The sequence below is a fragment of the Microbacterium flavescens genome (assembly GCF_018588945.1).
Taxonomy (GTDB): domain Bacteria; phylum Actinomycetota; class Actinomycetes; order Actinomycetales; family Microbacteriaceae; genus Microbacterium; species Microbacterium flavescens.
Map to the genome: position 1 here is coordinate 656,434 of NZ_JAFIWA010000002.1, position 25,928 is coordinate 682,361.

Here is a 25,928-nt window from a genome sequence, read left to right on the forward strand (position 1 = left end):
CGGGCAGGGCGTGGGGATGTGACAGATGGCCGGGAATCGGCTCCGGTGTCACAGATCGGGGGGCCATCCGGTCTGAGCTGGAAAACGCGCGGGCGTACGCTGAGCGCGGCGACGGGAGCGGCAACGCGATGAGCGACAGCACACCACCCACACACGACCCCGACGACATCGCGCTCGCGGTCGTCGTCTTCGACGAGCACCGGCGGCGCATCTTCGGCATCGCCTACCGCATGCTCGGCACGGTCGCCGATGCCGAGGACATCGTGCAGGAGACGTGGATCCGCTGGCAGGGCGCCGACCGGTCCGACATCCGCGAGCCGGGCGCGTTCCTCGCGACGGTCGCCACGCGGCTGTCGATCAACGCGACGCAGTCCGCCCGCGCGCGCCGTGAGACATACATCGGGCCGTGGCTCCCCGAGCCGATCAACACCGATGCCGACCCCGCGCTCGGAGCCGAACGGGGCGAAGCCCTGCAGTTCGCCATCCTGCTCATGCTCGAGAAGCTGACACCCACCGAGCGTGCCGCGTACATCCTGCGCGAGGCTCTCGACTACCCGTACGAGCGCATCGCCGAGATAGTCGGCGCCACCGTCGCCAGCGCACGGCAGCTCGTCAGTCGCGCGCGCAAGCATCTCGATTCGGAGCGGCGGGCGGAGGTCGCCGCCGCCGAGCAGCGCCGGCTGCTCGAGGCGTTCCTGGCCGCCGCACAGTCGGGAGACGTAAGCGACCTCGAGAAGCTCTTCGCCGACGATGTCGTGAGCACGACGGACGGCAACGGCGTGAAGCTCGCCGCACGCATCCCGGTCGCCGGTCGCAGTCGAGTGGCGAAGTTCATCGCCGCGTTCTCCAGCCATTTCTGGATCGGCAAGACGATCGACTGGGTCGAGCTCAACGGCCGCCCGGCGGCGACGATCTCCGAGGGTGGAGTCGTGACGACCGTGGCCATGATCACGGCGTCGGATGACGGCATCCGTCAGATCCACTGGATCATGAGTCCGGACAAGCTCGGGCACGTCGCCCGGGCAGGGGCGTGACCGGCAGGTCCCGCGCGTGGTGGCTGCAGCGCTCCTCGCGGAGCCCGACGTCGCGCGCGCGGGCGGACGAGCGCCTTGTCCGCGCGGTCGTCGCGGCGGCTGAGGCGCGAGACGAGCGAGGACTGAAGCGGATGCTGCATCCCGGCGTCCGGCTCACGATCGACGGCGGGGGCGTCGTGGCGGCGCCGACCTCGGCCCTCGACGGGGCGTCCGAGGTGGCGGGATATCTCGCCGGCGTGCTCTCCGCCTCGGCAGCGAGGCTGCGTGTGGCTTCTGTGAACGGAGCGCCCGGTGTCGTCGTCTGCGTGCAGGGACGGGCGACGGGGGTGCTCGCCCTGCGGACGCGCGGTCGGCTCATCCTCGAGGCGTGGCTCGTGGTCAACCCCGACAAGCTGACGACCTGGACCTGCTGAGCAGGGCCGCGTCACAGATCGGCAGTCCGCCTGGTCAGAGCTGGGGAGCGCACCTTCGCGCTCCGGAACGAAAGGCTCGTCATGTCAAGGATCGTCGTCATCGGAGGGTCCGGCCTCATCGGCTCGAAAGTGGTCGCGAAGCTGGCCGAGCACGGCCACGATGCCATCGCGGCCTCGCCCAGCTCGGGGGTCGACACGATCACCGGCGAGGGCCTCTCGGCGGTGCTGCGCGGCGCCGACGTCGTGGTGGACGTGTCCAACTCGCCGTCGTTCGCCCCCGACGACGTGCGGGAGTTCTTCACGACGTCGACGCGGAACATCGTCGCGGCGGCGCGGGAGGCGGGGGTCGGGCACTACGTGGCGTTGACCGTCGTGGGCACGAACCGTCCGAACACCATCTCCTACTTCGCGGCGAAGGCCCGGCAGGAGGAGCTCATCCGGGCATCGGGAATCCCGTACTCGCTGGTGCACGCGACTCAGTTCTTCGAGTTCATCGGCGGGATCGCGGCCGTCTCCGGCGACGGAGACGCCCTGCATCTGCCGGGGAACCTGGTCCAGCCCATCGCGGCCGAAGACGTCGCGACCGCGGTCGCGCGTACCGCCGCGGGCGCGCCTCTGAACGCCGACGTCGAGATCGCGGGGCCCGAGGCCATGGGACTCGATGAGATGGTGCGGCGAGGGCTGGCCTTCCGCGAGGACCCCCGCGAGGTCGTGACAGACCCCGACGCGCCGTACTTCGGCGCGCGCATGGAGGAGCGCACGCTCATGCCCGTCGATGGCGTGCAGACCTTCGAGACCTCGTTGGAGCAGTGGCTGCCGGCCAACCCGCCGCGCGGCTGATCACAGGGAGCGGCGCGGGGCGGGTGCTGTGCACACCCGCCCCGCGGGTGTATCGTTCGGCTGTCCGCGCCACCGATCCGCGGACCCGTGACCGGCGGACGACACTGGGGAGTGCGACATGGTCACCAAGCTGCCTTCGTCCGGGGCGATGCCCGAAGGCCAGGAAGCCGGATGCGACACCTCGGGGCTGATCCTCGTGCATCGCATCTTTCGCTGGCTCTACAGTGAGCTGCCGCAGCTCATCCGCGAGGTGAAGCCCGCAGACACCGGCCGTGCGGCGATCGTCGGACGGTACGCCAACCTCGACTTCTTCGCTCTCCACATGCATCACGAAACCGAGGACCTGGCCCTGTGGGATCGGCTCGCCTCCCGCGATCCCGGATGCGCGCTGCACGTCGAGCAGATGCGTGCTGAGCACGCCGAGGTGGCCAGCCACCTCGCTCGCATCGAGCCGCAGCTGCCGCCGTGGGTCGCCTCCGCCGACACTGAGCGCGGGGAGACTCTCGCCCGCGACATCGACGCCCTGCGTGACACGCTCACCGCGCATCTCGGCCACGAGGAGAGCGCCATCATGCCCGTCGCCGGCGCGGTGCTCTCCCAGCAGGAATGGGACTGGATGGAACAGCACACACGCGCCGAGCTGTCCGCGCACAGGAAGGAGCTCGGCCGCGACATCATGGCGCTGCAGGCCGGCCTGCTGATCGCCAGCGTCCCTCCGGACGAGCGTCAGGAGTGGATGCGGGCGAACATCCCGATGCCGATCCGAGTGCTGTACCAGCTACTGCTGAAGAGGCAGTACGACCGCGCGATGCGCGACCTCTACCCCGATCGCCCCGTCCCCGCGATGGTGTGACCACCATGTGGAAGCTCGTAGTGCTCGACGTGCTCCTTCCGCACCCGCCGAGCCGCGTCTACCCGTACCTGGCCGATCCCGCTCGTTGGCCGGACTTCGCGCCGGCCGTCGCGTTCCGTCAGCGCATCGGCGAGGGGCCACCGGATATCGGGAGTCGCTGGTGGGCCGTCGACCGCATCGGTCCGTTCCGTGTGCGGTTCGCCGACGTGCTCGAAGCGGTGGATGAAGGGGAACGAGTCGTGTGGCATTCGACCTCCCCGTGGAACTCACGGGTCGAATACGTCTGCCGGCCGGAGGACCGGGGCACGCGCGTGCGTGCCCGCTACGAGGGCGACATCGCGGGTTGGCTGCAGCTGACGGCCCTCCTTCCCGACGTCGCCTGGCGGTGGATCCTCATGCGGGACTTCCGCGGGCTCACGCGGGTGCTGGATGCCGAGGACCGCGACGCGGCTAAGTCCGAGCAGATAGCGACCGCTTCCGGATCACGCAAGCCCCCTGCGACTCCGACTCAGGTCCGTTAGACATGGCTCATGAAGGCCTTGGTGTATGCGGGGAGCGAGTTTCTCACGAGCGATGCGATCGCCCAGGCCCTCATGGATTACGGCGCGGCGCTCGCTGAGGGTCGGAACGCGGCCACCGTCGAGATCCCCATAGTCGGCGACGACGGCACGATCACGACCGCGGTGTTCCTGGTGGGCCCCGCCAGTCAGATCGTGGCGCGGGAGGTCGACACCGACCTGAGCGAGCCGGACAGCCCGGACGTGGTGGCGCACCTCGAAGGCCTCACACGGCGTCTCCACCCGACCGCGCGGGCGGACACGGAGGCCCCGACGGACATGGACTGGAACTGGGAGACCTGAGCCTGCAGTGGGCTCAGGCGCGCAACTCGGGGTGGACCTCGTTCCCGTCGGAATCCCACAGGGACCCTCCGGCGACTTCGGGAGCGTCGTCGGGGATGGGGATGACCGCGAGCGGCACACCGGCGGTCAGCAGCAGGTGGGCCCACCGCGGCGCGCCTTCGCCGTCATTGACCGTGATCCACCCCACCCCGCCCGCGACTGCCTTCTCGATCTCATCGCGCAGCGAGTCGAGGTCTCGGCCCCCCACGCTGTAGTGCTCGCCGCCGTAGACGATGTCAATTCTCTTCATCGTGGCTCTCCATCGGCTTCTCGGCGGGTTCCGGCACGAGGTAGAGACCGGCCGGTGAGTTGGCGGTGTAGACGAGCGCCTCGATCCAGGCCATGTTGATGGCCGGCTTTCGGCTGCCGTAGTACTTGTAGACGAGCGTGCACCGCGGGTGGACCCACACGGTCGTGCGGCCGTTGCCGATGCTCGTGTCGTCCTTCCAGGTGAAGTGGAACGGCTCACCGCGTCGCAGTTTGGTGCCGATCACCAGCTGCAGGTGCGCCAGCGTGCGATCGTCGAAGTCGACCCTCACATTGCCGTCGTAGATGAACTTTCCCATCGTCACCCTCCGGACGACCCAGATCGCGCGACGATCATGAGGTGGGGCCGTCCAGACCAGCGTCTCGGCTGGTCGTGCCCGCGCCAACTCCCTTGACACCCTCATACCGCCCGGCTACGGACCACGATCGCCGGCTCAACGGAACGACAGCGGTGCTCGGTGCGGGATCGGCACGGGCTTGGAGTCCGTGCTGACGCTCGTCGCCAGCCGGCGGGCGCCCGCGACGAGCACGGCCTCCAGCGACGCGAAGGTCTCGACGCGCGGACCGTGGTACACCCACACGGCCTCGTATGACCCGGTGGGGAGCCGCTCGACGTAGGCGATGAGCGTGCCGTCCTCGCCGTCCAGATGACCACGCGCGCGGTCGCACAACCGCCAGGCGCTGTCGCCCAGGGGCACGAGCTCCAGATGGTGGACCGGCGCGGCTTCGATGGTCATGGCTCTCTCGCTTTCGTCGGAGGCATCATGCGTGCTGGTCGCCGGAGCACCGAGGGGGTTGACATCCGCGACAACCCTCATTAGCTCTCGACCGGTGTGCGCGATCGTCGTGTTCCCGCGGTAGACAGGAGGCATGACCGCTTCCGACGCCCTCGAGCTCCGTGACATCCGCCCCGACGATGCGGGCGAGACGCTCACCCTGCAGCGCGCCGCGTTCGTGCAGGAGGCGCTTATCTACAACAGCGTGCAGATGCCCCCGCTCACTCAGACCCTCGACGAGCTGCGCGCCGAGCTGGTCGAGAATCTCGGCTGCGTGGCCGTCGAGCACGGCCGCCTGGTGGGTGCGGTGCGGGCCCAGGTCGACGGCGACCTCCTGCTGATCGGCCGCCTGGCGATCGCCCCCGATCGCCAGGGGGAGGGCATCGGGTCGCAGCTTCTCGAGGCCGTGGAACGGCGGGGGAAGGAGAGCGGATGCCGCGAGGCCGAGCTCTTCACCGGATCGCTCAGCGAGGCCAACCTGCGCCTCTATGAGCGCTGCGGCTATCGCGAGACCGGGCGTGTCGAGCAGGACGACGGGATCGAGCAGGTCTTTCTGCGCAAGACCCTCGACTGATGCGTCGCCAGGACTCGCTCTCCGCCTGTCGGCGGCCGGTGCCAGGATGGGGGCATGCCGGAGTCTCCCGAGGTTCAGGCGCTCGCCGAGTTCCTCGACGCGCGGGTGCGCGGTCGTGCGGTGAGTGATGTCGATGTGCTCGAGTTCCGCACGATCAAGACCCGGCAGCGTCCCCCGTCCGAGCTGCTGGGGCGCCCGCTCGGCGCGGTGGAGCGCCACGGCAAGCACGTCGCAGTCGCCGTCGGCGACGACACGCAGCTGGTCGTCTCGCTGGGGCGCCACGGGTGGGTGCGCTGGCGTGAGGCCGACGCGAGCGACGACCTTCCCGACGATGCGGCGCCGGCGCTTGCAGAGATCGGTCTCGACGACGGCACGGCATTCGCAGTGACGGATGCCGGCACCTGGGTCTCGCTCGGGCTCTTCGTCGTCGACGACGCCGTCGCGGTGCCGGCCATCGCCAAGCTCGGCCCCGACCCTGCGGATCCGTCCTACTCGCAGAACGACTTCGACGTCGCGCTCGGCGGCCGCCGCAAGCAGGTGAAGGCGATCCTGCAGGAGCAGGAATCCATCGCGGGCATCGGCAACGCCTACTCCGACGAGATCCTGCACCTGGCGAAGGTGTCGCCCGTCGTCCACGCGGCAGCGCTCGACGACGACGCGCGGGATCGCCTGTACGGGGCGACGATTCAGACCGTCCGCGGCGCGATCGACGCACGGCGCGGCATCCCGATCCACCTCCTCAAGGCCGCGAAAGTCGATGCCATGCGAGTGCACGGCCGCGCCGGCGAGGCGTGCGCGGTGTGCGGCGACACCGTGCGCGACTTCTCCTTCGCGAGCACGACCGCGCAGTACTGCCCCACCTGCCAGACCGGCGGCGCCCTGCTGTGAGCCCGTCGTACGGCTCCGGTGCCGTCGCCGCGGGTAGCATGGCGGAATGACTTCTTCGCAACTCCCCACCCCGACCCTTCAGCCCGTCGCCGAAGAGAAGAACCTCCTCACGGTCGTCGAGTCCGCCGGGTCATGCTGCGGCGGCGGCAGCTGCAGCACCGACTGACAATCGTCCGCTCTCTCGCCCGACGCTCCTCGCGATGACCGACGACCAGCTCCATGTCACACCGCGCATCGCCCGGGTTCTCATGTCGGAGGAGGCGATCTACGGACTGATCCTCGTATCCGGCATGATCGTCGTGAGCGCCCGCAGCACGTCGCTGATCGCGTTCACCACGGTGGCGGTGACCGTCGTCGTGTTCTACGCGGCACACGTCTACGCCGGCACGCTCGGTCGCCTGGCGGTCAGTGAAGGGCAGCGGGGGCTGAGATCGAGCCTCGCGGCCGCCGCCCGGCAGTCCTCGGGCATGCTCCTCGCTTCCATCGCGCCTCTCATCGTGCTGCTGCTCGGCACGACGCGCGTCATCGCCGACGACACGGCGCTCTGGTGCGCCCTCATCGTCAACACGGTGGTGCTGGGCGCACTCGGCTGGACGGCTGTGGCGCGCTGGAGCACCCACTGGTGGGCGCGGCTCGTGAGTGCGCTGCTCACCGCGGCCTTCGGCGGGATCCTCATCGTGCTGAAGGCCGTCATCCACCACTGAGTGCGCCGGGCCGGCCGGCTTCGGCGTGTCCGCTCATGGATTCAGCGGTGAGAGCAGCGCCGCGACGAGCCGCGGGCTGAGATCGGGCAGTTCATCGGTCGGCGCCGCCAGCGCGAGCAGCGCCCGGCTGATGAGATTTCTGGCCGCCGCTGCGAGCGTGATGTCGACGATCTGACGGTCGCTGAAGCCGACCGCGCGCAGCCTCTCGGAGTCCTCGTCGGTCATGTTTCGCGGTTCGCGAGACAGCTTCTCGGCGAACGCCATCACCGCGACGTCCGCCTCGCTCAGCCCCGCTGACGTGTAGTCGCGCCCGAGGCGCTCGAGCTGTTCCTCGTGCATGAGGTTCGCCCGCAGCGTCTTGCGCCCATGGGCCAGCAGGCAGTGAGACGACCCGATCGCGCGGGCCGCTCCGAGCGTCGCGAGCTCGTAGACGCGGAGGCCGATCGACGGAATGACCGCCCCCAGGAGCGCCTCGAACGCCTCGTGCGCGTCGGGGTTCACCGCGAGCGCCCGCGTGTGGGAGAGGACGAAGCCGACGTCATCGACATCGCCGGCGTACATATCGGCCGCGTGGCCGGTGGCCTGATCGGGTTCGGTCGTCTGGATGATCATCGGGTGGCCTCCTCCACGTCGGTGGCGGATCCCAGAATGCCGGATGCCCCACCCCCCGTCGAGGGGGTGGGGCATCCGGTGACACCCGGCGTCAGTGCGCGGCGGGGACGCCCATCGGCTGGTCGACCGGCTTGCGGATGAGGAACGCCCCGACGAGGAGCGGCAGCGAGAGGAACGCGGCCGTGAGGAATGCGGCGTGCGTTCCGGCTGCGCCGGCGTGGAGTGCATCGGCGCCCGACTCGGTGGCAGCGCTGTTCGCCGCGGCCATCACACCGAACATCAGCGCGATGCCGGCAGCCCCGGCGACCTGCTGCGCGGTTCCGACGACGGCGGAGCCGTACGAGTAGAACTTCGGCTGCAGCGACGCGAGCGACGCGGTGAACAGCGGTGTGAACGACAGCGCCAGGCCGAAGGACAGCACGGTCTGAGCGATCGCGACGAGCCACACCGGGGTGTCCACGCCGAAGGTCGTGTAGAACCACAGCATCGATGACGTGATCACCGCGCCCGGGACGAGCAGCACGGTGGTGCCCCAGCGGTCGTAGATGCGGCCGATGAAGGGACCCGAGATGCCCATCGCGAGCGCGCCCGGCAGCACGACCAGGCCGGTCGTGAGCGGGTCGACCTCGAGGACGTCCTGCAGGTACAGCGGCACCACGGTGATCGCGCCGAAGAACGCCATCGACATGACGACCATCTGCCCCATCGAGAGCGAGAAGTTGCGGCTGCGGAAGACCCGGAGATCGAGCAGCGCGTCGTCGTTGCGCTGCAGCAGAACCTGGCGCCAGCCGAACAGCCCGAGCGCGATGACCCCGACCGACAGCGACACGATGAGCGTCGTGGTGGACGTGGCGGCTGCTGCCGCCGCCTCCGCTCCACCGCCGTGACCGCCGGCACCCAGCTGGCTGAGGCCGAACACGAGTCCGCCGAAGCCGAGGGCCGACAGGATGACCGACATCACGTCGATCGGTGCGCGCGTGGTCTCTCCGAGGTTGTGGATCCAGCGGGCGCCCACGACGAGCGCCACGACGGCGATCGGGAGGACGATGCCGAAGATCCAGCGCCACTCGAAGTTGTTGAGGATCGCTCCGGCCAGCGTCGGGCCGATCGCCGGGGCGAGCGACATCACGATGCTGACGCGACCCATCATCCGGCCGCGGATCGCCGGCGGCACCACGGTCATGAGGGTGGTCATCAGCAGCGGCATCATGATCGCCGTGCCCGACGCCTGCACGACACGTGCGGCGAGCAGCACCGGGAAGCCGGGCGCCAGGAAGGCGATGAGCGTGCCGGTGGAGAAGAGTCCCATCGCGGCGACGAACATCGTGCGCGTGGTGAAGCGGCGCAGCAGGAAGCCGGTGATCGGGATGACCACCGCCATCGTCAGCATGAACGCCGTCGTGAGCCACTGCGCCGAGAGCGCGGTGATGCCGAGATCGGTGATGAGGTGCGGGATCGCCACGCCCATCGTCGTCTCGTTCAGGATCGCGACGAAGGCGGCTGCGAGGAGCAGCCAGATGACGCGGCTCTCCTGCGGGCCGAGCGTGGGGGTGACGGGGGCGGCTGTGCGGATGCCGTCGGTGGTGGGGTGCATGTCGGTGGCGGCCATAGGTCGTCTCCTCATGAGATCGAAGGGGCGAAGGTCGGCCATGCGCGATGGCGAGGAAGGAGCCATGCGGCGATGGCGAGAATGGCCGCGCGAGAACGGCAAGCCATCAGGATAACTGCGGGGTCGGACACGACATTCCCGCTGGGCCGGATTCGATCCGGCTTCTCATCGGGTGCACGGAGCTCCCGAGGGAACGGAGGTCAGCTGTCGAGCGTCTCCTCCGACGCCGGGCGATCCCACTTCTCGGTGCCGATCGCGTCGGTCGAGTGCGGTGTGGGCTCGTTCTCCTCGACGTTGGAGGGGAGGGGGTTGAGCAGCTCCTCCTGGGGGATGGCCTTGAGGGCGTCGATCTCCTCGCGAAGCGCCGCCAGGTCGGAGCCGTCGTGCTGCGGGTTATCAGGAGTGGAGACCATGGAGCAAGCGTAGCGGGGGCGGGGGAGCCCGTCAGTAGGCTTCGGGTGTGAGCATGCGTGGCGGGGGCGGTGGCGGAGGCGGGCACCCGGGCTTCCGCGCAGTCGACATCGCCTCGCAGAAGAAGCTGAACGCCGCCGCGCCGAAGATCCCGCATCTCGGACGCCGGGTCGTGGGCCTCTTCCGTCCGTACGCGTGGCCGCTGGCGGTCACGGCCGTGCTGGTCGTGGTGGGCGCGGGTGTCGCGGTCATCCCGCCGCTCATCGTGCAGCTCATCTTCGACGACGCGCTCTTCCCCGTCGACGGCGGGTCGCCCGACATGCCGCTCCTGTGGCGGCTCGTCGGCATCATGATCGTGCTCTTCCTCTTCTCCGCCGGACTCGGCGTGCTGCAGACGTGGTTCACGTCCACGATCGGCAACAAGGTCACCGGCGACCTGCGGGTGACCCTCTTCGATCACCTGCAGTCGATGGAGCTGGGCTTCTTCACGCGCACCAAGACCGGCGTCATCCAGTCGCGGCTTCAGAACGACGTGGGCGGCGTCTCGGGCGTCCTCACGAACACCTTCACGAGCATCCTGGGCAATGTCGTCACCGTGATCGCGTCGCTCATCGCGATGATCATCATCGACTGGCGCCTGACGATCATCGCCGTCGTGCTCATGCCGATCCTGATCTTCGTGCAGCGCCGCGTCGGTCAGGTGCGGGCGCGCATCGCCGGCGAGACCCAGGAGTCGCTGTCAGAGCTCACCTCCATCACGCAGGAGACGCTGAGCGTCTCGGGCATCCTGCTGTCGAAGTCGTTCAACCGGCAGCGGGCCGAATCCGCACGGTATTCCGACGAGAACCGCAACCAGGTGCGGCTGCAGGTGCGCCGCGCGATGAGCGGCCAGGGCTTCTTCGCCGTCGTCCAGGTGCTCATGGCGAGCGTTCCCGCCGTGATCTATCTCGTCGCCGGCTACTTCATCACCGGCGGAGAGGCCGTCATCACGGCGGGGACGATCGTCGCGTTCACGACCGTCCAGGCGCGCCTGCTGATGCCGCTCATGGGGCTCATGCGCGTGAGCCTCGATCTGCAGACGTCGGCAGCCCTGTTCGCGCGCATCTTCGAGTACCTCGACCTCGTCCCTGCCATCCAGGACGCCCCGGACGCCATCGACGTCCAGCACGCGCCGGGCCCGATCGGCCGCATCGAGTTCCGCGATGTCGTCTTCCGATATCCGGATGCCGCGGAAGACGCCCGCCCGACGCTGCAGAGCGTCACCTTCACCGCCGAGCCCGGTCAGCACGTCGCGTTCGTGGGGCCGTCCGGCGCCGGCAAGACGACCATCCTCTATCTGACGCCCCGCATGTACGAGGCATCCGGAGGCGCCGTGCTCTTCGCCGGCGAAGACGTGCGACGGCTCACACAGGAGTCGATCATCGACCAGGTCGGGATCGTGTCGCAGGAGACGTACCTCTTCCACGCGACGATCCGCGAGAACCTCCGCTATGCCCGGCCTGAGGCGACGGACGACGAGCTCGAGGCGGCGTGCCGCGCCGCGAACATCCACCACGTCATCGAGGGCTTCGACCTCGGGTACGACACCGTCGTCGGGGAGCGGGGCTACCGGCTGTCCGGCGGCGAGAAGCAGCGCATCGCGATCGCGCGGGTCCTCCTCAAGGACCCGCCCGTGCTCCTCCTCGATGAGGCCACATCAGCGCTCGACACCGTGTCGGAGCGTGTCGTTCAGGAGGCGCTGGATGCGGCGGCTCGAGGGCGCACGACCCTGTCGATCGCCCACCGTCTGTCTACGGTGATCGCCGCCGACGTCATCCACGTGGTCGAGGCCGGTCGCATCGTCGAGTCGGGCACCCACGCAGACCTGATCGAGCAGGGCGGGCTGTACTCCGAGCTCGCCGCGCAGCAGCTCGCCGCCTCGCGCATCCTCGAGGCCGAGGAGTCCGACCCGCCGGCCGATCATCCCGATCGGCGCGCCGACCGCCCGCCGGTCGACCCGGCGTCGCGAGCCGTCGTGGCGCCGCCGGTTCCCGCCGAGCCGTGGGTGCCGACCCCCGAGGTGCCCGGCACCTGACCCGCCCTGGTCGGCCAGTTGCCATATAAGGCGACCAGCCAGGTGTCAGACGCACCGGAAGTGGCAACTCGACGGTCAGGGGCGTCGGTCGACCGCGGCGCGGAGGTCGGCGAGGAGCGCGCGGGGATCGGTGAGGTCCGCCTGCGTCACCGGGAGATAGATCCACCCCAGCGCGTCGAGGCGCCGCCGCCGTGCGATATCGCGGCGCCATTGCGACGGGTCGCGGTGGTGGTCTCCCTCGTACTCGATCGCGATGCGGAGTTCCACGATCGCGAGATCGACGCGGGCGACGAAGCCCGCGCGGCCGGTGACGACGTGATTCGTCGCCAGCGGGCCGACCCCGGCGCGCGTCAGCAGCAGCCGCAGCTCGGTCTCCTTCGGCGACTCGCTCCGGTCGTCGACGAGAGCGAGCGCCTCCCGTGCCAGCCGCACGCCCCGCGCCGATGAGCCGGCGAGGCGCTGCTCAAGGCGCGCTCGCGTCGCCAGCGGCGATCGCCGCGCGATGATCCTGTCGCCGACGGCCACGAGCCCGTCCAGCGTGAGCACCGTCGCCAGGTCGAGGAACGTGCGGGCCGGGCTGGTGATCCGCAGGCCGCCGCGCACGAAGACGTCGTGCTCCTCGAGCTCCCGTTGATGGGCGACGACGCCCGTCCTGCGCGGCGCGCGAGTGCCGCGAGGAACGGTGACGTCGATCGTGCCGGCGGAGTCGGCGGAGTCGAAGCGCGGGAGCGGCAGCCGCAGAAGGCGCGCGGCGGTGAGGTGGCTGAACGCCGCGCCGATGGGCAGCGTGAGCTGGTGCGCGGCGCAGCGGTCGCGCAGCGACGTCAGCTCGGTCGGCAGTCGCGTGCCTCGCGCGGGAATCCACACGTCGGAGGCGCGCAGGCGGCTGCGCGAGACGCCCTCGGCCTCGTGGATTCCGAAGGCCCGGCCGCGAAGTTCCTCGGGCAGCGGTGCCGTGCGCTTGGCCATCCCTCGATGGTGGCGGCCTGCGGCATCCGCTCTGCCTCCTCTGCGTGCCCTACCTGCGGTCCTCGCGCTTCTCGCCCCTGTGGAGGAGTCGCGACGTGCCACTCGTGGCGCCTCTTGCGGCGATGGAGCCGCCGCAATCGGCAAGTCGGCCTCGCCGGGCGCCGGCAGCCGGCGGCTACCAGGTGAGCGCTTCGGCGACGGCGTCGGAGATCGGGGTGACCCCCCGCGCGGCCAGCACGCGCACGAAGTCGCCCACCGCGCGACGGTAGGCGGGGTCGGGGTGCTCGCGGCCGAGCTGCACGAGCGGCGGAAGGTCCATCGCGAGGATGAGACGGACGCGGGATGCCGCGGCCCGCGGCTCGGCTGCGGCATCCAGCACCGCGATCCCACCGGCGAGAGCCTCGAGGTAGTCGCGCAGCACGGGCAGCTCGCCCTTGTGCTGGGTGATCGACGACCCGTCGGCGCGCTCGCGCCACTCCACCACGACGTCGGGGATCACGTCGAACGCGCGAGCGTGCGTGTACATCTGCTGCGCCAGGATCTGGTCCTCGTAGGCCCTCCCCACGGGGAAGCGGAGGCCCGCCCGCTGCCACAGGTCGAACCGGCTCACCTTGGACCAGGCGACGATGTTGCCGGAGGCGTCGGGATGGGCCTCGAGCGTGGTGCCGCGGCGGGCGGGGTCGGTCGCCGCGGCCACCCACGGCTGCACCTCGCCGGGCGCGTAGCCGCCGGCGGTGTCGGGCCGCAGTCGCACGTAGGCACCCACGGCGACGTCGCTGCCGCTCTCGGTCACCGCTCCCACGAGCAGCTCGAGGGCCCGCGGCGTGTAGCGGTCGTCGGCGTCGAGGAAGGCGACGAACGGGGTGTCGACGAGGTCGAGCCCGCTGTTGCGCGCGGCGCTCAACCCGCTCTGCGACCGATGGTGCACCACCCGGAACCGCGGATCGCCTGCGGCCGCCGCGTCGAAGATGTCGCCCGTCGCGTCGGTCGAGCCGTCGTCCACCAGCACGGCCGTCCACTCCGCCAGGGTCTGCGCGCGGAGCGAGTCCAGCGCCTCCTCGGCGAACTCTGCCACGTCGAACCCGGGGACGATGACGGTCACGACGGGGGCGCGCGGCGGGGTCACCCGCACGATCATACGGCCGCGACGGAGGCCGCGACCGCGTCGGCGACGGCGTCGAGCGGCTGGCGCAGCCAGCGCGGGAACGTGAAGCGCACCGCCGTCCGCGCGACCTCGGCGTCGACGCCCATCGCAACGAGCACGTGCGACGGCTCGTCGCTGCCCGCCGCGCACGCCGAGCCGCTGGACGAGACGACGCCCCGCCGCTCGAGCTCGAGCAGCACCGCCTCGCCGCTCGTGCCGGCGAACGTGAAGCTCGCCGTTCCAGGCAGCCGGTGCACCGGGTCGCCGGTCAGCTCGGCAGACGGCACGGTGGCGAGCACGCGGGCGACGAAGCGGTCGCGGATGGCGGTGACACGAGCGGATGCCTCGGCCCGGTCGCCCTCTGCCAGCTCGAGGGCGGTCGCGAGGCCCACCGCCCCCGCGACGTCCTCGGTACCGCTGCGGCGGCCCCGTTCCTGACCGCCGCCGTGCAGGAGCGGCTCGAGAGGGAGGCGTCCCCGCACGGCGAGGACGCCGGTGCCCTTCGGCGCCCCGACCTTGTGCCCGGCGAGCGAGATCGCGTCGACCCCGAGCTCCGAAGCCGACAGCGGCAGCCACCCGGCGGCCTGCACCGCGTCGACGTGGACGGGCACGCCGCGCTCGCGCGCGATCGCGGCGATCGCGGCCACGTCCTGGACCGTCCCGACCTCGTTGTTGGCGTACCCGATCGTGAGCAGGGCGGTGTCGTCGCGCAGGGCGTCGGCCGCGGCATCCGGGTGCACTCGTGCCTGGCGGTCGACGGGCACCCGCGTCACGGCGAAACCGTGCATGCGCTCGAGGTATGCGGCCGACTCGAGGATCGACTCGTGCTCGATCGGCGTGGTGACGAGGTGACGCCTGCCGGTCAGCTGCCATGCTCCGAGGGCGATGCCCTTCACGGCGAGGTTGTTGGCCTCGGTCCCGCCGGAGGTGAAGATGACATCCCCCGCGCGCATGCCGAGCAGCCGTGCCACGCGGGCGCGGGCGTCTGCCAGCGCATCGGCCGCAGCCTCGCCCACGGTGTGGTGGCTGGACGGGTTGCCGAACCACTGCGTGAGGTACGGCATCATCGCCTCGAGCACCTCCGGGCGCACGGGCGTGGTGGCGGCGTTGTCGAGGTAGAGCATGCTCATGGGAGGGACCTTCAGCCCGCGTCGATCCGCACGTCGAGTCCGAGGTCGAGCGCGCGGGCCGAATGGGTCAGCGCACCGACGGAGATGACGTCGACGCCGGTCTCGGCGATGGCGCGCACGGTGTCGAGGGAGACGCCCCCGGATGCCTCGACGGTGGCACGGCCGGCGACCTGGGCCACCCCCGTGCGCAGGTCGTCGAGCGAGAAGTTGTCGAGCATGATCGTGCCGACGCCGGCTGCGAGCACCGGCTCGATCTGGTCGAGGCGGTCGACCTCGACCTCGACGTGCGTGGTGTGGGGCAGGCGTGCGATCGCCCCCTGCAGCGCCGCCGTGATCGACAGGCCGTTGCGCATCAGGACGGCGAGGTGGTTGTCCTTGGCCATGACCGCGTCGGACAGGGAATAGCGGTGGTTGTGACCGCCGCCGTTGACGACCGCGTGCCGCTCGAACGCCCGCAGCCCCGGCGTCGTCTTGCGGGTGTCGGCGATCCGCGCTCCGGTGTGCGCCACCTCGGCGACGTAGCGGCCGGTCAGCGTCGCGATCCCCGACATCCGCTGCGTGAAGTTGAGGCCGACGCGCTCGGCGGTGAGCACACCGCGTGCGGGGCCGGTGACCGTCGCAAGGACGTCGCCCGGCTGGAACCATGCGCCGTCCTCGACGTGGAGATCCACCTTCGTGCGCGGATCGGTGAGCCGGAACGCGGCTGCGAACACCTCGCCGCCGCTGAAGACGCCGCTGTCGCGGGCGACCAGGTCGGCGCGCGCGACGGCGGACTCGACGATGAGGTACTCGCTCGTGACGTCGCCCCACGGCGCGTCCTCTTCGAGCGCAGCCGCGACGACGCGGTCGATGGTGGCGCGGTTCAGCATGCCAGGGCCTCCTGCCGGACGGGTGCCGTCGCGACGGGGTCGTCGCGTCGGAAGTGGGCTCCCACCGACTCCGGGCGTACGCGGGCGGCGGCGACGAGGTGCTCGGCGACCATGAGAAGGTTCTCGTTCTCGAACTCGAGCTCGGTGTGCGGCTCGCGTGACTGCGCTCGCCAGCGGGCGAGGACGGATGCCGCGTGCCCGAGCCCCGTCTCGTCGCGCACGAGCCCGGCGTGCTCCCAGAGCAGCTCCTGGAGCGCCGGGCGCGAGAAGGAGGGCCCATCGTCCGCCGGGTCCACGGCGGGCGCCGCCACCACGGCGCTCGCCGCCGCGGGCCAGGCTCCGGATGCCGCGTCCCTCGCGATCGCGTCGCCGGCACGGGCGCCGAAGACCGCGCCCTCGAGCAGCGAGTTCGAGGCGAGCCGGTTGGCGCCGTGGACGCCGGTGCGGGCGACCTCGCCCACCGCGTAGAGGCCGGGCAGGGTCGTCCGGCCGAAGAGGTCGGTGGTCACGCCGCCCATGAGGTAGTGCGCGGCCGGCGTCACGGGGATCGGCTCCCGAGCCCAGTCGAGGCCGCGGTCGCGTACGGCGCGGTCGATGGTCGGGAAGCGGCGGGCGAGGAACGCGGCGCGCTCGCCGGGGTCGTCGCTGTGCAGCTGCGTCGCATCGAGGAGGACCGGGCGTCCGTCCTGCAGGTCCATCCGGTGGGCGATGGCCCGGGCGACGACGTCGCGGGGCGCGAGCTCGCCGTCGGGGTGGGCGTCGAATGCGAAGCGCCGGCCGTCCTCATCGAGGAGGGCGGCTCCCTCGCCGCGCACGGCCTCGGAGACGAGGAAGGAGTCTCCGACCGCGAGCACGGTCGGATGGAACTGGAAGAACTCGAGGTCGCGCACGTCGGCCCCGGCGCGCAGCGCCGCCGCGATGCCGTCGCCCGTCGCGACGGCGGGGTTGGTGGAGTGCGCGTACAGCTCGCCTGCGCCGCCGGTCGCGAGGACCACGGCGTCGGCGGCGACGACCTCACGTCGACCCGCGACGGCGGGGGAGGCAGCCGTGGCCTCCCGGTCGCCCACGAGCAGCTCGACGCCGCGCACCCGGCCGCCGTCGACGACCAGATCGACGAGGAAGGCGTGCTCGATGACGTCGACGCGGCTCGCGCGCAGACGCGCGACGAGCGCCTTCTCGATCGCCGTGCCGGTCGCGTCGCCTCCCGAGTGCAGGATGCGCGGGTAGGAGTGCGCCGCCTCGAGACCCTTCACGAAGCCGCCGTCGTCGCCGCGGTCGAACGCGACGCCGAGGTCGATGAGCTCGCGGATGCGGGCCGGTCCCTCCTGGGCGAGGACGCGCACTGCCTCGGCGTCGCTGAGCCCTGCGCCCGCCACGAGGGTGTCGTGGACGTGGTCGTCGACCCGGTCGTCGTCGAACATCACGCCGGCGATGCCGCCCTGCGCGTACCGGGTGTTCGCATGCTCGAGCACGTCCTTCGTGACGAGCGTCACCCGGCAGCCGTCCTCGACGGCGTGCAGCGCGACCGTGAGGCCGGCGATGCCGCTGCCGACCACGACGACGTGCGTGCTCATGAGGCGTTCTCCCACGCCGCCGCGGGTGCGGCCGGCGGCTTGGCGGCGAGCATCCGCTCGAGTGCGAGGCGCGCCGGCTCGGCGACGTCGGCCGGCACCGTGATGCGGTTGCGCGCCTCGCCCTCGACGAGGCCCTCCAGCACCCACGCGAGGTAGCCGGGGTGGATGCGGTACATCGTCGAGCATGGGCAGACCACGGGGTCGAGGCAGAAGATCTCGTGCTGGGGATGCTGCGCCGCCAGGCGCTGCACGAGGTTGACCTCGGTGCCGATGGCGAACGTCGTCGGCTCCGTCGCTGCTTCGATGGCCTTGCGGACGTAGTCGGTGGACCCGGATTCGTCGGCCGCGTCGACGACCTCCATCGGGCACTCCGGGTGCACGATCACGCGCACGCCGGGGTGCTCGGCGCGGGCCTTGTCGATCTGCGCGACGCTGAAGCGGCGGTGCACCGAGCAGAAGCCGTGCCACAGGATGACGCGCGCGTCCGCGAGGGTCGCGGCATCCGATCCTCCCAGCGGCCTGCGGGGGTTCCACATCGGCATCTGCTCGAGCGGCACGCCCATCGCCTTCGCGGTGTTGCGGCCGAGATGCTGGTCGGGGAAGAAGAGAACACGGCGGCCGCGCGCGAACGCCCACTCGAGCACCGTGCGCGCGTTCGAGGACGTGCACACGATGCCGCCGTGGCGGCCGACGAAGCCCTTGATGGCGGCGGACGAGTTCATGTACGTCACCGGGATGACGGGGACGAGCCCGTCGGCGTCGGGGGCGTCCATGTCGCCGTACACGTCGGCGAGCTGCTCCCAGCACTCCTCGACCTGGTCGATGTCGGCCATGTCGGCCATCGAGCACCCCGCGGCGAGGTTGGGGAGGATGACCGCCTGATCGGGCTGGGACAGCAAGTCCGCCGTCTCGGCCATGAAGTGCACGCCGCAGAACACGATCGCCTCGGCCTCGGGGTGCGCCTTGGCGGCGTTGGCGAGCTGGAAGGAGTCGCCCACGTAGTCGGCGTGGACCACGACCTCCTCGCGCTGGTAGAAGTGGCCGAGCACGACCACCCGATCGCCGAGGACCGCCTTGGCGGCGACGACCCGTGCGGCCAGCTCCTCCTCGGACGCCTCGCGGTACTCGCGCGGAAGCTCGCCCTGACGCGGCGAGCCGGTCGGGATGACGTCGCCCATCGACGACCCGGGTCCGTACCCGGGGCGGATGTCGAAGTCCCACGGCCCCGCGGCGAGGTCGGTGGTGCACGTCTCGGCGGTGGAGGCCCCGGCCACGATCGCCTGGATCGCGTGATCGACCGATGCATCGGTCTCGGGCCGGGGCTGGAGGGTGATGTTGACGGCGGACATGTCGTGCTCTCTCAGTGGCGGCTGTCGAGCGGGCCGCGATCGGCGAGTTCGACGTCCTGGTTGTAGCGGTACAGCCGCGCGGGTCGGTGGCTGCCGGTGCGGAAGCGGTCGGTCGGGATGAGGGTTCCGGAGTTCTCGACCTGCCGGCGGAAGTTGGCGGGATCGAGACGCCGGCCGAGGATGGCCTCGTACACCTCGCGCAGCTCGGCGAGCGTGAACTCGTCGGCGAGGAGTCCGTGGGCGATGCGGCTGTAGCCCACCTTGTTGCGCAGGCGCCACAGCGCGTAGTCGACGATGTCGTTGTGGTCGAAGGCGAGCCGCGGCAGCGAGGCCGCATCGAACCACTGGACGTTCTCGTCGCTCCCGTCCCCGCGGTCGCCGAGCGCCGTCGACGCATCGGGCCGGATGAGCGCCCAGTAGACGATGGAGATCACTCGGGTGGGGGAGCGGTCGACATCCCCGAAGGCGTACAGCTGCTCGAGATAGCTCGGTGCCAGCCCGGTCGTCTCTGCGAGGGTGCGGGATGCCGCGGCATCCAGTCCCTCCGTCACGTCCAGCCACCCGCCCGGAAGCGCCCACAGACCCGCGTGCGGATCGCGCGTCCGGCGCACGAGCGGCAGGACCACGCCGGCGGTCTCGCTGTCGGGGAGCCGGCGCAGCGTGAAGATCACCGTGGAGACGGCGACGCGCGTCTGCTCGGCGGCGCTCTCGGCGGCGGATGCGGGGGTGCGGGCTTCGGTTCTTGTCATGATGACTCTTACTCCACGATCATCTTAGTGTCATCGTGACACGAACGGCAAATGACGGTCGTCACACAGGTTCGATGCGTAGCGTGGGCGGTCCCGGCCGCGGCTCGCACATACGCAGGAGGATGCATGTCACCCGTCGACATCGTGCTCATCGTCCTCCTCGTCGTCGGGCTGGTCGTGGGCATCGGGCGCGGATTCACGGGAAGCGTCGGGCTGCTCCTGGGGCTGGCGGTCGGCGGCTTCGCCGCGTACTGGCTCGTGCCGCTGATCAACGACGCCTGGCCGTGGCAGGAGTGGCGCCCGGCCGTCGTGATCGTCGCGTCGGCGTCGCTCGTCATCGGCGGGGCCGCCCTCGGTGCGGTCGCCGGCTCCGCGCTGCGGCGCGGCGTCGACCGCACGCCGCTGCGAGCTGTGGACCGGATCCTAGGCGGCGTCGCGGGGGTCGTCGTGGCCGCGCTCGCCATCTCCCTCGCGGGCGCGAGCCTCGCCGCCACGGGCATGCCGATCGTCTCCTCGGCGCTGTCGTCGTCGACCGTGCTGCGCACCATCGAGCGCGTGACGCCCGCTCCCGTCACGGCCGCGCTGGCGGAGCTCCGGGGCTTCGTGCTCGATGAGGGACTGCCGGCGCTGGGCGACCTGCTGGAGTCCGGGCCGGTGACCATCCAGCCCGTCGACCTCGACGATCCCGAGCTCACGCTGGCCGCGGCATCCGTCGCCCGGGTGTCGGGCACCGCCTACTCATGCGGGCGCAGCGCGACAGGCAGCGGATTCGTCATCGCCCCCGACCGGGTGGTGACCAACGCGCACGTGGTCGCGGGCGTCGAGCAGCCGGTCGTCGAACTGCCCGGCGTGAGGGCGCGCGAGGGGCGCATCGTCTACTTCGATCCGGTCGACGACCTCGCCGTGATCGCGGTCGACGACCTCGGCGTGGCCGCGCTGCCGTTCGCTCCGACGCTCGACCCGGGGTCGCCGGCGGTGGTGCAGGGGTATCCGCTGGGCGGACCGTTCACCATGGTCTCGGCGGGGGTGCTGTCGACCGGCACCGCTCCGGTGCCCGACATCTACGACGAGTCGTCGTCCCCGCGCGACATCTACTCGCTGCAGGCACCCGTGCGCCCGGGCAACTCGGGCGGGCCGCTGCTCACCGAGGAGGGTGCCGTGGCGGGCGTCGTCTTCGCCCGCGCCGAGAACGATCCCGAGCGCGGATATGCGATGACGATGGCCGAGCTCACGCCGGTCGCCGGCGAGGCGCCCGGCCTGACCGACGCGGTGTCGTCAGGACGCTGCACCGGCTGACGGCGCCGGGCCGCTATGCTGGCACGGCAAGTCAACAAGGCCCATGACCCGGGCGGGAGAGCCTCGGCAGCGCGATCGCCGAGCACCGAAGGAGCAAGCCTCCCCGCCAATCTCTCAGGTACTGCGTACCGTCCGGATCCGGCCGACTCTGGAAAGCGATTTCGAGCGAAGCAAGAAATCGGGTTGAGTAAGGCGCTCCAGCGCCGCATCGAAACCAACTCGGCGAGACGAGCGCTGCGCGTCTCCACAGTTCTATCGATACCCGACCCGAAGCCCGAGATCCGCCGAAGGTGAAACCCCGCAGATTCCCCGGAATCCGCGGGCGAAGCTCTCAGGCCCATGACAGAGGGGGAGTTCCACGACGCCGTCCGGCGTCGCCCGATCGCGACACGGGAGAACTCATGACAGACCCCCGCACGACTCCGCTGCACGACCGCCATGCCGCGCTGGGCGCGTCCTTCACCGACTTCGGCGGCTGGTCGATGCCCGTGCGCTACAGCTCCGATCTGGCCGAGCACCATGCGGTGCGCACGGCCGCGGGGCTCTTCGACATCTCCCACATGGCGCAGTTCGGCGTCGCCGGACCCGACCGCGAGGCGTTCCTGGCGTATGCGCTCGCCTTCGACCCGAGCGCGGTGAAGCTGTCGCGCGCCAAGTACACGATGATCCTCGCGCCCGACGGCGGCATCATCGATGACCTCATCGTCACGCGCATCTCGGAGGAGCAGTTCCTCATCGTGGCGAACGCCGGCAATCGGGATGCCGTGCGCTCGGCGCTCCTCGAGCGGCTGGAGGGGTTCGACGCCGCGCTCGTCGAGCTGCCCGACTCGCTGCTCGCGGTTCAGGGGCCGCGTGCGCGCGAGATCCTCCAGAGCACGACCGGCCTCGAGCACGACGACGCGCTCGCGATGGGTCACACGCTCGACACCCTTCCGTACTATGCGGCGATGGGCATGCGCTTCGCCGGCACGTCCGTGCTCGTCAGCCGCACCGGTTACACGGGCGAGGACGGCTTCGAGATCAGCGTCGACGCCGACGCGGCGCCGTCGCTGTGGGACGCCCTCCTTGCGGCAGGCGAGCCGCTCGGCCTCGTGCCCGCGGGTCTGGCCTCGCGTGACACGCTGCGCCTCGAGGCCGGCATGCCCCTGTACGGCCACGAGCTGTCCCGCCACATCATCCCCCCCCAGGCCGGTCTCGGCCGCGTCGTGCCGCTCAAGACGAAGTCGGCCGATTTCGTCGGCCGGTCGGCGCTCGAGTCCGTCGTCGCTTCAGACGCGCCGGTGCTCGTCGGACTCGTCTCCGACGGCAAGCGCGCCGGCCGCGCCGGATACGGCGTCCTCCACGGCGATGAGCGCGTGGGCGAGATCACCAGCGGTGCGCTGAGCCCCACCCTCGGGCATCCCATCGCCATGGCCTTCGTCTCCCCGTCCCTCACGGAGCCGGGCACCGAGCTCTTCATCGACGTGCGTGGAACCCGCATCCCCGCGACCGTGACCGCCCTTCCCTTCTATCGTCGAGCCCAGTGACCGACGCCCGCATCCACCGGAGGAACACATGACCGACCTCAACAGCCTCAAGTACACCGCCGAGCACGAGTGGATCGCCCTGGACGGCGACGTCGCGACCGTCGGCATCACCGACTACGCCGCCGACAAGCTCGGCGACGTCGTCTTCGTCGAGCTCCCCGCCGCGGGAACGGACGTGACGGCGGCCACGGTCGTCGGCGAGATCGAGTCGACCAAGTCGGTCGGCGAGCTCTATGCGCCCCTCGACGGCGAAGTCGTCGAGATCAACGACGCGGTGGTCGACGACCCGTCGCTGGTCAACTCCGACCCGTTCGGCGCCGGCTGGCTCGTCAAGATCAAGGTCGATGCCGCGGCGGTCGCCGATCTCCTCGACCGCGACGCCTACGTCGCGCTCACGGGCGGCGACGAATGACGGGCTCGGCTCCCGAGGCTCTCGAGGGGTTCGCGGCGCGCCATATCGGAACGGATGCCGCAGCCCAGCGCGTCATGCTCGACGCCCTGGGCTACGACACCGTCGACGCCCTGGTCCGGCGCGCGGTGCCGGCATCCATCCAGGTGGAGCCGCGCACGACGAGCGACATCCCGCCCGCTGCAACGGAAGCCGAGGCGCTCGCCGAGCTGCGGATGCTCGCATCGCAGAACCGCGTCGCACGGCCGATGATCGGCCTCGGCTACTACGACACCTTCACGCCCTCGGTGATCGCGCGCAACGTGCTCGAGAACCCGTCCTGGTACACCGCCTACACGCCGTACCAGCCGGAGATCTCGCAGGGGCGCCTCGAAGCGCTCATCAACTTCCAGACGATGGTGACCGACCTCACCGGCCTCGAGACCGCGAACGCCTCGATGCTCGACGAGTCCACCGCCGTCGTCGAAGGGATGCTCGTCGCCCGCCGCGCGTCGAAGTCGGCGTCCAACGTGTTCCTGGTCGACGCCGACGCGCTGCCGCAGACCAAGGCGCTCCTCGAGCACCGGGCCGCCGCGGTCGGCATCGAGATCACGTACACGGCCTTCGCCGAGGCATCCGTCCCCGACGCCTTCGGGGCGTTCGTGCAGTATCCCGGTGCGTCCGGGCGCATCTGGGACCCGTCCGAGGCGATCGCGGCCGTGCATGCCCAGGGCGGCCTCGTGGTCGTCGCGGCCGACCTCCTCGCGCTCACCCTGCTGCGCTCGCCGGGTGCGCTCGGCGCCGACGTCGCCGTGGGCACGACGCAGCGCTTCGGCGTGCCGCTCGGCTTCGGCGGTCCGCACGCGGGATACATGGCGGTGCGCGCCGGTCTCGAGCGCCAGCTCCCCGGCCGGCTCGTCGGCGTCTCGCAGGACGCGGCAGGACACCCCGCCTATCGGCTCGCCCTCCAGACGCGCGAACAGCACATCCGCCGGGAGAAGGCGACGTCGAACATCTGCACCTCGCAGGTGCTCCTGGCCGTCATGGCGTCGATGTACGCGGTCTACCACGGCCCGTCCGGACTCGCGGCGATCGCGACGGAGGTCGCGCGCAAGGCCGAGGCCCTCGCCGGGCGCCTGCGCGAGTACGACCTGCACCTCGTGTCGGATTCGTTCTTCGACACGATCCGCGTCGTCACGCCCGGGCCGTCGCGCCGGGTCATCGAGCGTGCACGGTCGAAGGGCTACCAGCTGTTCTGGGTGGATGACGCGACCGTGGGCATCTCGGTCGACGAGACGACCACGGCGGACGACCTCGCGGCCGTCGCATGGGCGTTCGGGCTGCCCGAGGCCGACGAGCACGACGTGCGCGACATCGCGTTCGCCGGGGCGGAGCCGCTGGCCCGCGTGCCGAGCCGGCTCGCGCGAGCCGAGGAGTTCCTCACCCATCCGGTGTTCAACTCGCACCGCTCCGAGACGGCGATGATGCGCTACCTCAAGCAGCTCAGCGATCGCGACTACGCGCTCGACCGGGGGATGATCCCGCTGGGCTCGTGCACGATGAAGCTGAACGCGGCAACCGAGATGGCGGCCGTGTCGTGGCCGGAGTTCTCGCGCGTGCATCCGTTCGCCCCCGAGGCCGACGTGCACGGCTACCTCGCGATGATCGAGCAGCTCGAGGTGTGGCTGGCCGAGGTCACCGGCTACGACGCCGTCTCGCTGCAGCCCAACGCCGGCTCGCAGGGCGAGCTCGCGGGTCTCATGGCGATCCGCGGCTACCACCGCGCCAACGGCGACCTCGAGCGCACGGTGTGCCTCATCCCGTCGTCGGCTCACGGCACGAACGCGGCCTCGGCGGTGCTCGCCGGCATGAAGGTCGTCGTCGTCGCGTGCGACGAGGCCGGCAACGTCGACCTCGACGACCTGCGGGCCAAGATCGCGACGCACGCCGAGCAGCTCGCCGCGCTCATGATCACCTACCCGTCCACGCACGGCGTGTACGAGCACGACGTGCTCGACATCACGCAGGCCGTGCATGACGCGGGCGGCCAGGTATACGTCGACGGGGCGAACCTCAACGCGCTGCTCGGATACGCGCGCTTCGGCGACCTGGGCGGCGACGTGTCGCACCTCAACCTGCACAAGACGTTCGCGATCCCGCACGGCGGAGGCGGACCGGGCGTCGGCCCAGTGGCGGCCAAGGCGCATCTCGCGCCGCACCTGCCGTCCCACCCGCTGTCGCAGCGCAAGGACCACGCGGGCGGCATCTTCGAGGGCGGAGCGATCTCGGCGGCGCCGCACGGATCGGCGGGCATCCTGCCGATCTCGTGGGCGTATGTGCGGATGATGGGCGCGGAGGGCCTGCGGGACGCCACCGCCGCGGCCGTGCTCGCGGCCAACTACATCGCGCTGCGGCTGAAGGACCACTACCCGGTGCTGTACGCGGGCGAGGGTGGCCTCGTGGCCCACGAGTGCATCCTCGACCTGCGTCCGCTCAAGGAGGCGACCGGAGTCTCGGTCGACGACGTGGCCAAGCGCCTCATCGACTACGGCTTCCACGCCCCGACGATGTCGTTCCCGGTCGCGGGCACGCTCATGGTCGAGCCGACCGAGTCGGAGGACCTCGGCGAGATCGAGCGCTTCATCGAGGCCATGATCGCGATCAAGGCGGAGGCCGACGCGGTCGCCGCGGGGGAGTGGCCGGCGGGAGACAACCCGCTGTCGAACGCCCCGCACACCGCCGAGTCGGTCGTCGTGGGCGAGTGGACGCACGCCTACTCGCGTGAGACCGCGGTCTACCCGGTGCACTCGCTGGTCCGCACGAAGTACTGGCCGCCGGTCCGCCGCATCGACCAGGCGTACGGCGACCGCAACCTCGTGTGCGCCTGCCCGCCGATCGAGGCCTTCGCGTAGCCACCGCATGAGTGACGGGATGCCGGGACCCCCCGGCATCCCGCCGCTCCCTGCGCGCCCGCGTGCCC

Annotated in this window: 27 protein-coding genes and 1 riboswitch; of the genes, 14 read left to right on the forward strand and 13 right to left on the reverse strand. The window is 70.9% G+C overall.

The genetic code is table 11. The features are described 5' to 3' along the window. The first annotated feature begins 128 nt into the window (after nt 1–128). The 6 genes from JX005_RS06750 (at nt 129) to JX005_RS06775 (ending at nt 4,000) form a co-directional block, all read left to right on the forward strand. Entirely contained in the window at nt 129–1,034 is a 906-nt protein-coding gene (locus JX005_RS06750; RefSeq protein WP_214466633.1) for an RNA polymerase sigma-70 factor, read from the forward strand. Next, on the forward strand, nt 1,031–1,447 hold the full coding sequence (locus tag JX005_RS06755; RefSeq protein ID WP_214466634.1) for a sigma-70 family RNA polymerase sigma factor family protein: 417 nt from the start codon (nt 1,031–1,033) through the stop codon (nt 1,445–1,447). Before JX005_RS06750 ends, JX005_RS06755 begins: the two co-directional genes overlap by 4 nt. Nucleotides 1,448–1,528: 81 nt before the next feature. After that, nucleotides 1,529–2,287: an SDR family oxidoreductase gene (locus JX005_RS06760; protein ID WP_214466635.1), complete on the forward strand. Its 759-nt coding sequence runs from the start codon at nt 1,529–1,531 to the stop codon at nt 2,285–2,287. A gap of 118 nt (nt 2,288–2,405) precedes the next feature. Further along, nucleotides 2,406–3,140: a hemerythrin domain-containing protein gene (locus JX005_RS06765; RefSeq protein WP_214466636.1), complete on the forward strand. Its 735-nt coding sequence runs from the start codon at nt 2,406–2,408 to the stop codon at nt 3,138–3,140. A 5-nt stretch (nt 3,141–3,145) separates the two neighbouring features. Beyond that, nucleotides 3,146–3,661 (forward strand): SRPBCC family protein, encoded by a 516-nt coding sequence (locus tag JX005_RS06770; protein WP_214466637.1) that lies wholly within the window; start codon nt 3,146–3,148, stop codon nt 3,659–3,661. 9 nt (nt 3,662–3,670) lie between these two features. Continuing rightward, nucleotides 3,671–4,000, forward strand: a complete 330-nt coding sequence (locus tag JX005_RS06775; protein ID WP_214466638.1) for a hypothetical protein — start codon at nt 3,671–3,673, stop codon at nt 3,998–4,000. A gap of 13 nt (nt 4,001–4,013) precedes the next feature. On the opposite strand, the gene JX005_RS06780 is transcribed toward JX005_RS06775, so the two are convergent. The 3 genes from JX005_RS06780 to JX005_RS06790 all read right to left on the reverse strand — a co-directional run bounded on the left by JX005_RS06780 (nt 4,014) and on the right by JX005_RS06790 (nt 5,043). After that, the gene (locus tag JX005_RS06780) at nt 4,014–4,289 is read right to left on the reverse strand and encodes a hypothetical protein (protein ID WP_214466639.1); all 276 of its coding nucleotides are present in this window, start codon (nt 4,287–4,289) and stop codon (nt 4,014–4,016) included. Next, nucleotides 4,276–4,605 carry a DUF7882 family protein gene (locus tag JX005_RS06785; protein ID WP_214466640.1) on the reverse strand — a complete coding sequence of 110 codons (330 nt, stop codon included), beginning with the start codon at nt 4,603–4,605 and terminating at the stop codon, nt 4,276–4,278. The genes JX005_RS06780 and JX005_RS06785 overlap by 14 nt, the downstream gene beginning before the upstream one ends. 135 nt (nt 4,606–4,740) lie before the next feature. Next, nucleotides 4,741–5,043, reverse strand: coding sequence for a hypothetical protein (locus JX005_RS06790; RefSeq protein ID WP_246533570.1), 303 nt, complete (start codon nt 5,041–5,043; stop codon nt 4,741–4,743). A gap of 133 nt (nt 5,044–5,176) precedes the next feature. Between JX005_RS06790 and JX005_RS06795 the strand changes: the two genes are divergently transcribed. The 3 genes from JX005_RS06795 to JX005_RS06805 all read left to right on the forward strand — a co-directional run bounded on the left by JX005_RS06795 (nt 5,177) and on the right by JX005_RS06805 (nt 7,248). Further along, nucleotides 5,177–5,656 (forward strand): GNAT family N-acetyltransferase, encoded by a 480-nt coding sequence (locus tag JX005_RS06795; RefSeq protein ID WP_214466641.1) that lies wholly within the window; start codon nt 5,177–5,179, stop codon nt 5,654–5,656. Nucleotides 5,657–5,710: 54 nt separating this feature from the next. Next, on the forward strand, nt 5,711–6,544 hold the full coding sequence (locus tag JX005_RS06800; RefSeq protein ID WP_214466642.1) for a DNA-formamidopyrimidine glycosylase family protein: 834 nt from the start codon (nt 5,711–5,713) through the stop codon (nt 6,542–6,544). Between the two features lie 200 nt (nt 6,545–6,744). Next, on the forward strand, nt 6,745–7,248 hold the full coding sequence (locus JX005_RS06805) for a hypothetical protein (RefSeq protein ID WP_214466643.1): 504 nt from the start codon (nt 6,745–6,747) through the stop codon (nt 7,246–7,248). 33 nt (nt 7,249–7,281) lie between these two features. On the opposite strand, the gene JX005_RS06810 is transcribed toward JX005_RS06805, so the two are convergent. From JX005_RS06810 to JX005_RS06820, 3 genes are all read right to left on the reverse strand, one after another. Further along, nucleotides 7,282–7,860: a carboxymuconolactone decarboxylase family protein gene (locus JX005_RS06810; protein WP_214466644.1), complete on the reverse strand. Its 579-nt coding sequence runs from the start codon at nt 7,858–7,860 to the stop codon at nt 7,282–7,284. Nucleotides 7,861–7,951: 91 nt separating this feature from the next. Then, on the reverse strand, nt 7,952–9,469 hold the full coding sequence (locus JX005_RS06815) for an MDR family MFS transporter (protein WP_246533571.1): 1,518 nt from the start codon (nt 9,467–9,469) through the stop codon (nt 7,952–7,954). 200 nt (nt 9,470–9,669) lie between these two features. After that, a complete protein-coding gene (locus JX005_RS06820; RefSeq protein WP_214466645.1) occupies nt 9,670–9,882 on the reverse strand; it encodes a hypothetical protein in 213 nt (70 codons plus the stop codon). 53 nt (nt 9,883–9,935) lie between these two features. Between JX005_RS06820 and JX005_RS06825 the strand changes: the two genes are divergently transcribed. Beyond that, nucleotides 9,936–11,954: an ABC transporter ATP-binding protein gene (locus JX005_RS06825; RefSeq protein WP_214466706.1), complete on the forward strand. Its 2,019-nt coding sequence runs from the start codon at nt 9,936–9,938 to the stop codon at nt 11,952–11,954. A 75-nt stretch (nt 11,955–12,029) separates the two neighbouring features. On the opposite strand, the gene JX005_RS06830 is transcribed toward JX005_RS06825, so the two are convergent. The 7 genes from JX005_RS06830 to JX005_RS06860 form a co-directional block, all read right to left on the reverse strand. Then, nucleotides 12,030–12,923, reverse strand: coding sequence for a hypothetical protein (locus JX005_RS06830; RefSeq protein WP_214466646.1), 894 nt, complete (start codon nt 12,921–12,923; stop codon nt 12,030–12,032). Nucleotides 12,924–13,098: 175 nt separating this feature from the next. Then, nucleotides 13,099–14,049, reverse strand: a complete 951-nt coding sequence (locus tag JX005_RS06835) for a glycosyltransferase family 2 protein (protein ID WP_307858519.1) — start codon at nt 14,047–14,049, stop codon at nt 13,099–13,101. 8 nt (nt 14,050–14,057) lie between these two features. Next, a complete protein-coding gene (locus JX005_RS06840; protein ID WP_214466707.1) occupies nt 14,058–15,191 on the reverse strand; it encodes a cysteine desulfurase family protein in 1,134 nt (377 codons plus the stop codon). A gap of 17 nt (nt 15,192–15,208) precedes the next feature. Further along, nucleotides 15,209–16,066, reverse strand: a complete 858-nt coding sequence (gene nadC / locus JX005_RS06845) for a carboxylating nicotinate-nucleotide diphosphorylase (protein ID WP_214466648.1) — start codon at nt 16,064–16,066, stop codon at nt 15,209–15,211. After that, complete coding sequence (nadB, locus tag JX005_RS06850; RefSeq protein ID WP_214466649.1) at nt 16,060–17,640, reverse strand: L-aspartate oxidase; 1,581 nt, start codon at nt 17,638–17,640, stop codon at nt 16,060–16,062. The genes nadC and nadB overlap by 7 nt, the downstream gene beginning before the upstream one ends. Then, a complete protein-coding gene (gene nadA / locus JX005_RS06855; RefSeq protein ID WP_214466650.1) occupies nt 17,637–18,989 on the reverse strand; it encodes a quinolinate synthase NadA in 1,353 nt (450 codons plus the stop codon). Before nadA ends, nadB begins: the two co-directional genes overlap by 4 nt. Before the next feature lie 11 nt (nt 18,990–19,000). Next, a complete protein-coding gene (locus JX005_RS06860) occupies nt 19,001–19,738 on the reverse strand; it encodes an NUDIX hydrolase (RefSeq protein WP_214466651.1) in 738 nt (245 codons plus the stop codon). A gap of 126 nt (nt 19,739–19,864) precedes the next feature. Here JX005_RS06860 and JX005_RS06865 point away from each other — a divergent pair, with 126 nt between their 5' ends. From JX005_RS06865 to gcvP, 4 genes are all read left to right on the forward strand, one after another. Beyond that, on the forward strand, nt 19,865–21,034 hold the full coding sequence (locus JX005_RS06865; protein ID WP_214466652.1) for a MarP family serine protease: 1,170 nt from the start codon (nt 19,865–19,867) through the stop codon (nt 21,032–21,034). Nucleotides 21,035–21,077: 43 nt separating this feature from the next. Further along, a riboswitch (glycine riboswitch) is annotated at nt 21,078–21,175 on the forward strand. Nucleotides 21,176–21,435: 260 nt separating this feature from the next. Continuing rightward, a complete protein-coding gene (gene gcvT / locus JX005_RS06870; protein ID WP_214466653.1) occupies nt 21,436–22,560 on the forward strand; it encodes a glycine cleavage system aminomethyltransferase GcvT in 1,125 nt (374 codons plus the stop codon). A 28-nt stretch (nt 22,561–22,588) separates the two neighbouring features. Beyond that, entirely contained in the window at nt 22,589–22,972 is a 384-nt protein-coding gene (gcvH, locus tag JX005_RS06875) for a glycine cleavage system protein GcvH (RefSeq protein WP_214466654.1), read from the forward strand. Then, on the forward strand, nt 22,969–25,860 hold the full coding sequence (gene gcvP, locus JX005_RS06880; RefSeq protein ID WP_214466655.1) for an aminomethyl-transferring glycine dehydrogenase: 2,892 nt from the start codon (nt 22,969–22,971) through the stop codon (nt 25,858–25,860). The genes gcvH and gcvP overlap by 4 nt, the downstream gene beginning before the upstream one ends. The last annotated feature ends 68 nt before the right edge of the window (nt 25,861–25,928 follow it).

Coding starts and splice junctions, on each gene's coding strand:
- nadA (WP_214466650.1), bottom strand. CDS start 18,989: ATGTCCGCCGTCAACATCACCCTCCAGCCCCGGCCCGAGACCGATGCA.
- JX005_RS06840 (WP_214466707.1), bottom strand. CDS start 15,191: ATGCTCTACCTCGACAACGCCGCCACCACGCCCGTGCGCCCGGAGGTG.
- JX005_RS06830 (WP_214466646.1), bottom strand. CDS start 12,923: ATGGCCAAGCGCACGGCACCGCTGCCCGAGGAACTTCGCGGCCGGGCC.
- nadB (WP_214466649.1), bottom strand. CDS start 17,640: ATGAGCACGCACGTCGTCGTGGTCGGCAGCGGCATCGCCGGCCTCACG.
- JX005_RS06790 (WP_246533570.1), bottom strand. CDS start 5,043: ATGACCATCGAAGCCGCGCCGGTCCACCATCTGGAGCTCGTGCCCCTG.
- JX005_RS06765 (WP_214466636.1), top strand. CDS start 2,406: ATGGTCACCAAGCTGCCTTCGTCCGGGGCGATGCCCGAAGGCCAGGAA.
- nadC (WP_214466648.1), bottom strand. CDS start 16,066: ATGCTGAACCGCGCCACCATCGACCGCGTCGTCGCGGCTGCGCTCGAA.
- JX005_RS06825 (WP_214466706.1), top strand. CDS start 9,936: ATGCGTGGCGGGGGCGGTGGCGGAGGCGGGCACCCGGGCTTCCGCGCA.
- JX005_RS06800 (WP_214466642.1), top strand. CDS start 5,711: ATGCCGGAGTCTCCCGAGGTTCAGGCGCTCGCCGAGTTCCTCGACGCG.
- gcvP (WP_214466655.1), top strand. CDS start 22,969: ATGACGGGCTCGGCTCCCGAGGCTCTCGAGGGGTTCGCGGCGCGCCAT.
- JX005_RS06820 (WP_214466645.1), bottom strand. CDS start 9,882: ATGGTCTCCACTCCTGATAACCCGCAGCACGACGGCTCCGACCTGGCG.
- JX005_RS06750 (WP_214466633.1), top strand. CDS start 129: ATGAGCGACAGCACACCACCCACACACGACCCCGACGACATCGCGCTC.
- JX005_RS06775 (WP_214466638.1), top strand. CDS start 3,671: ATGAAGGCCTTGGTGTATGCGGGGAGCGAGTTTCTCACGAGCGATGCG.
- JX005_RS06865 (WP_214466652.1), top strand. CDS start 19,865: ATGTCACCCGTCGACATCGTGCTCATCGTCCTCCTCGTCGTCGGGCTG.
- gcvH (WP_214466654.1), top strand. CDS start 22,589: ATGACCGACCTCAACAGCCTCAAGTACACCGCCGAGCACGAGTGGATC.
- gcvT (WP_214466653.1), top strand. CDS start 21,436: ATGACAGACCCCCGCACGACTCCGCTGCACGACCGCCATGCCGCGCTG.
- JX005_RS06860 (WP_214466651.1), bottom strand. CDS start 19,738: ATGACAAGAACCGAAGCCCGCACCCCCGCATCCGCCGCCGAGAGCGCC.
- JX005_RS06770 (WP_214466637.1), top strand. CDS start 3,146: ATGTGGAAGCTCGTAGTGCTCGACGTGCTCCTTCCGCACCCGCCGAGC.
- JX005_RS06760 (WP_214466635.1), top strand. CDS start 1,529: ATGTCAAGGATCGTCGTCATCGGAGGGTCCGGCCTCATCGGCTCGAAA.
- JX005_RS06805 (WP_214466643.1), top strand. CDS start 6,745: ATGACCGACGACCAGCTCCATGTCACACCGCGCATCGCCCGGGTTCTC.
- JX005_RS06815 (WP_246533571.1), bottom strand. CDS start 9,469: ATGGCCGCCACCGACATGCACCCCACCACCGACGGCATCCGCACAGCC.
- JX005_RS06785 (WP_214466640.1), bottom strand. CDS start 4,605: ATGGGAAAGTTCATCTACGACGGCAATGTGAGGGTCGACTTCGACGAT.
- JX005_RS06780 (WP_214466639.1), bottom strand. CDS start 4,289: ATGAAGAGAATTGACATCGTCTACGGCGGCGAGCACTACAGCGTGGGG.
- JX005_RS06795 (WP_214466641.1), top strand. CDS start 5,177: ATGACCGCTTCCGACGCCCTCGAGCTCCGTGACATCCGCCCCGACGAT.
- JX005_RS06810 (WP_214466644.1), bottom strand. CDS start 7,860: ATGATCATCCAGACGACCGAACCCGATCAGGCCACCGGCCACGCGGCC.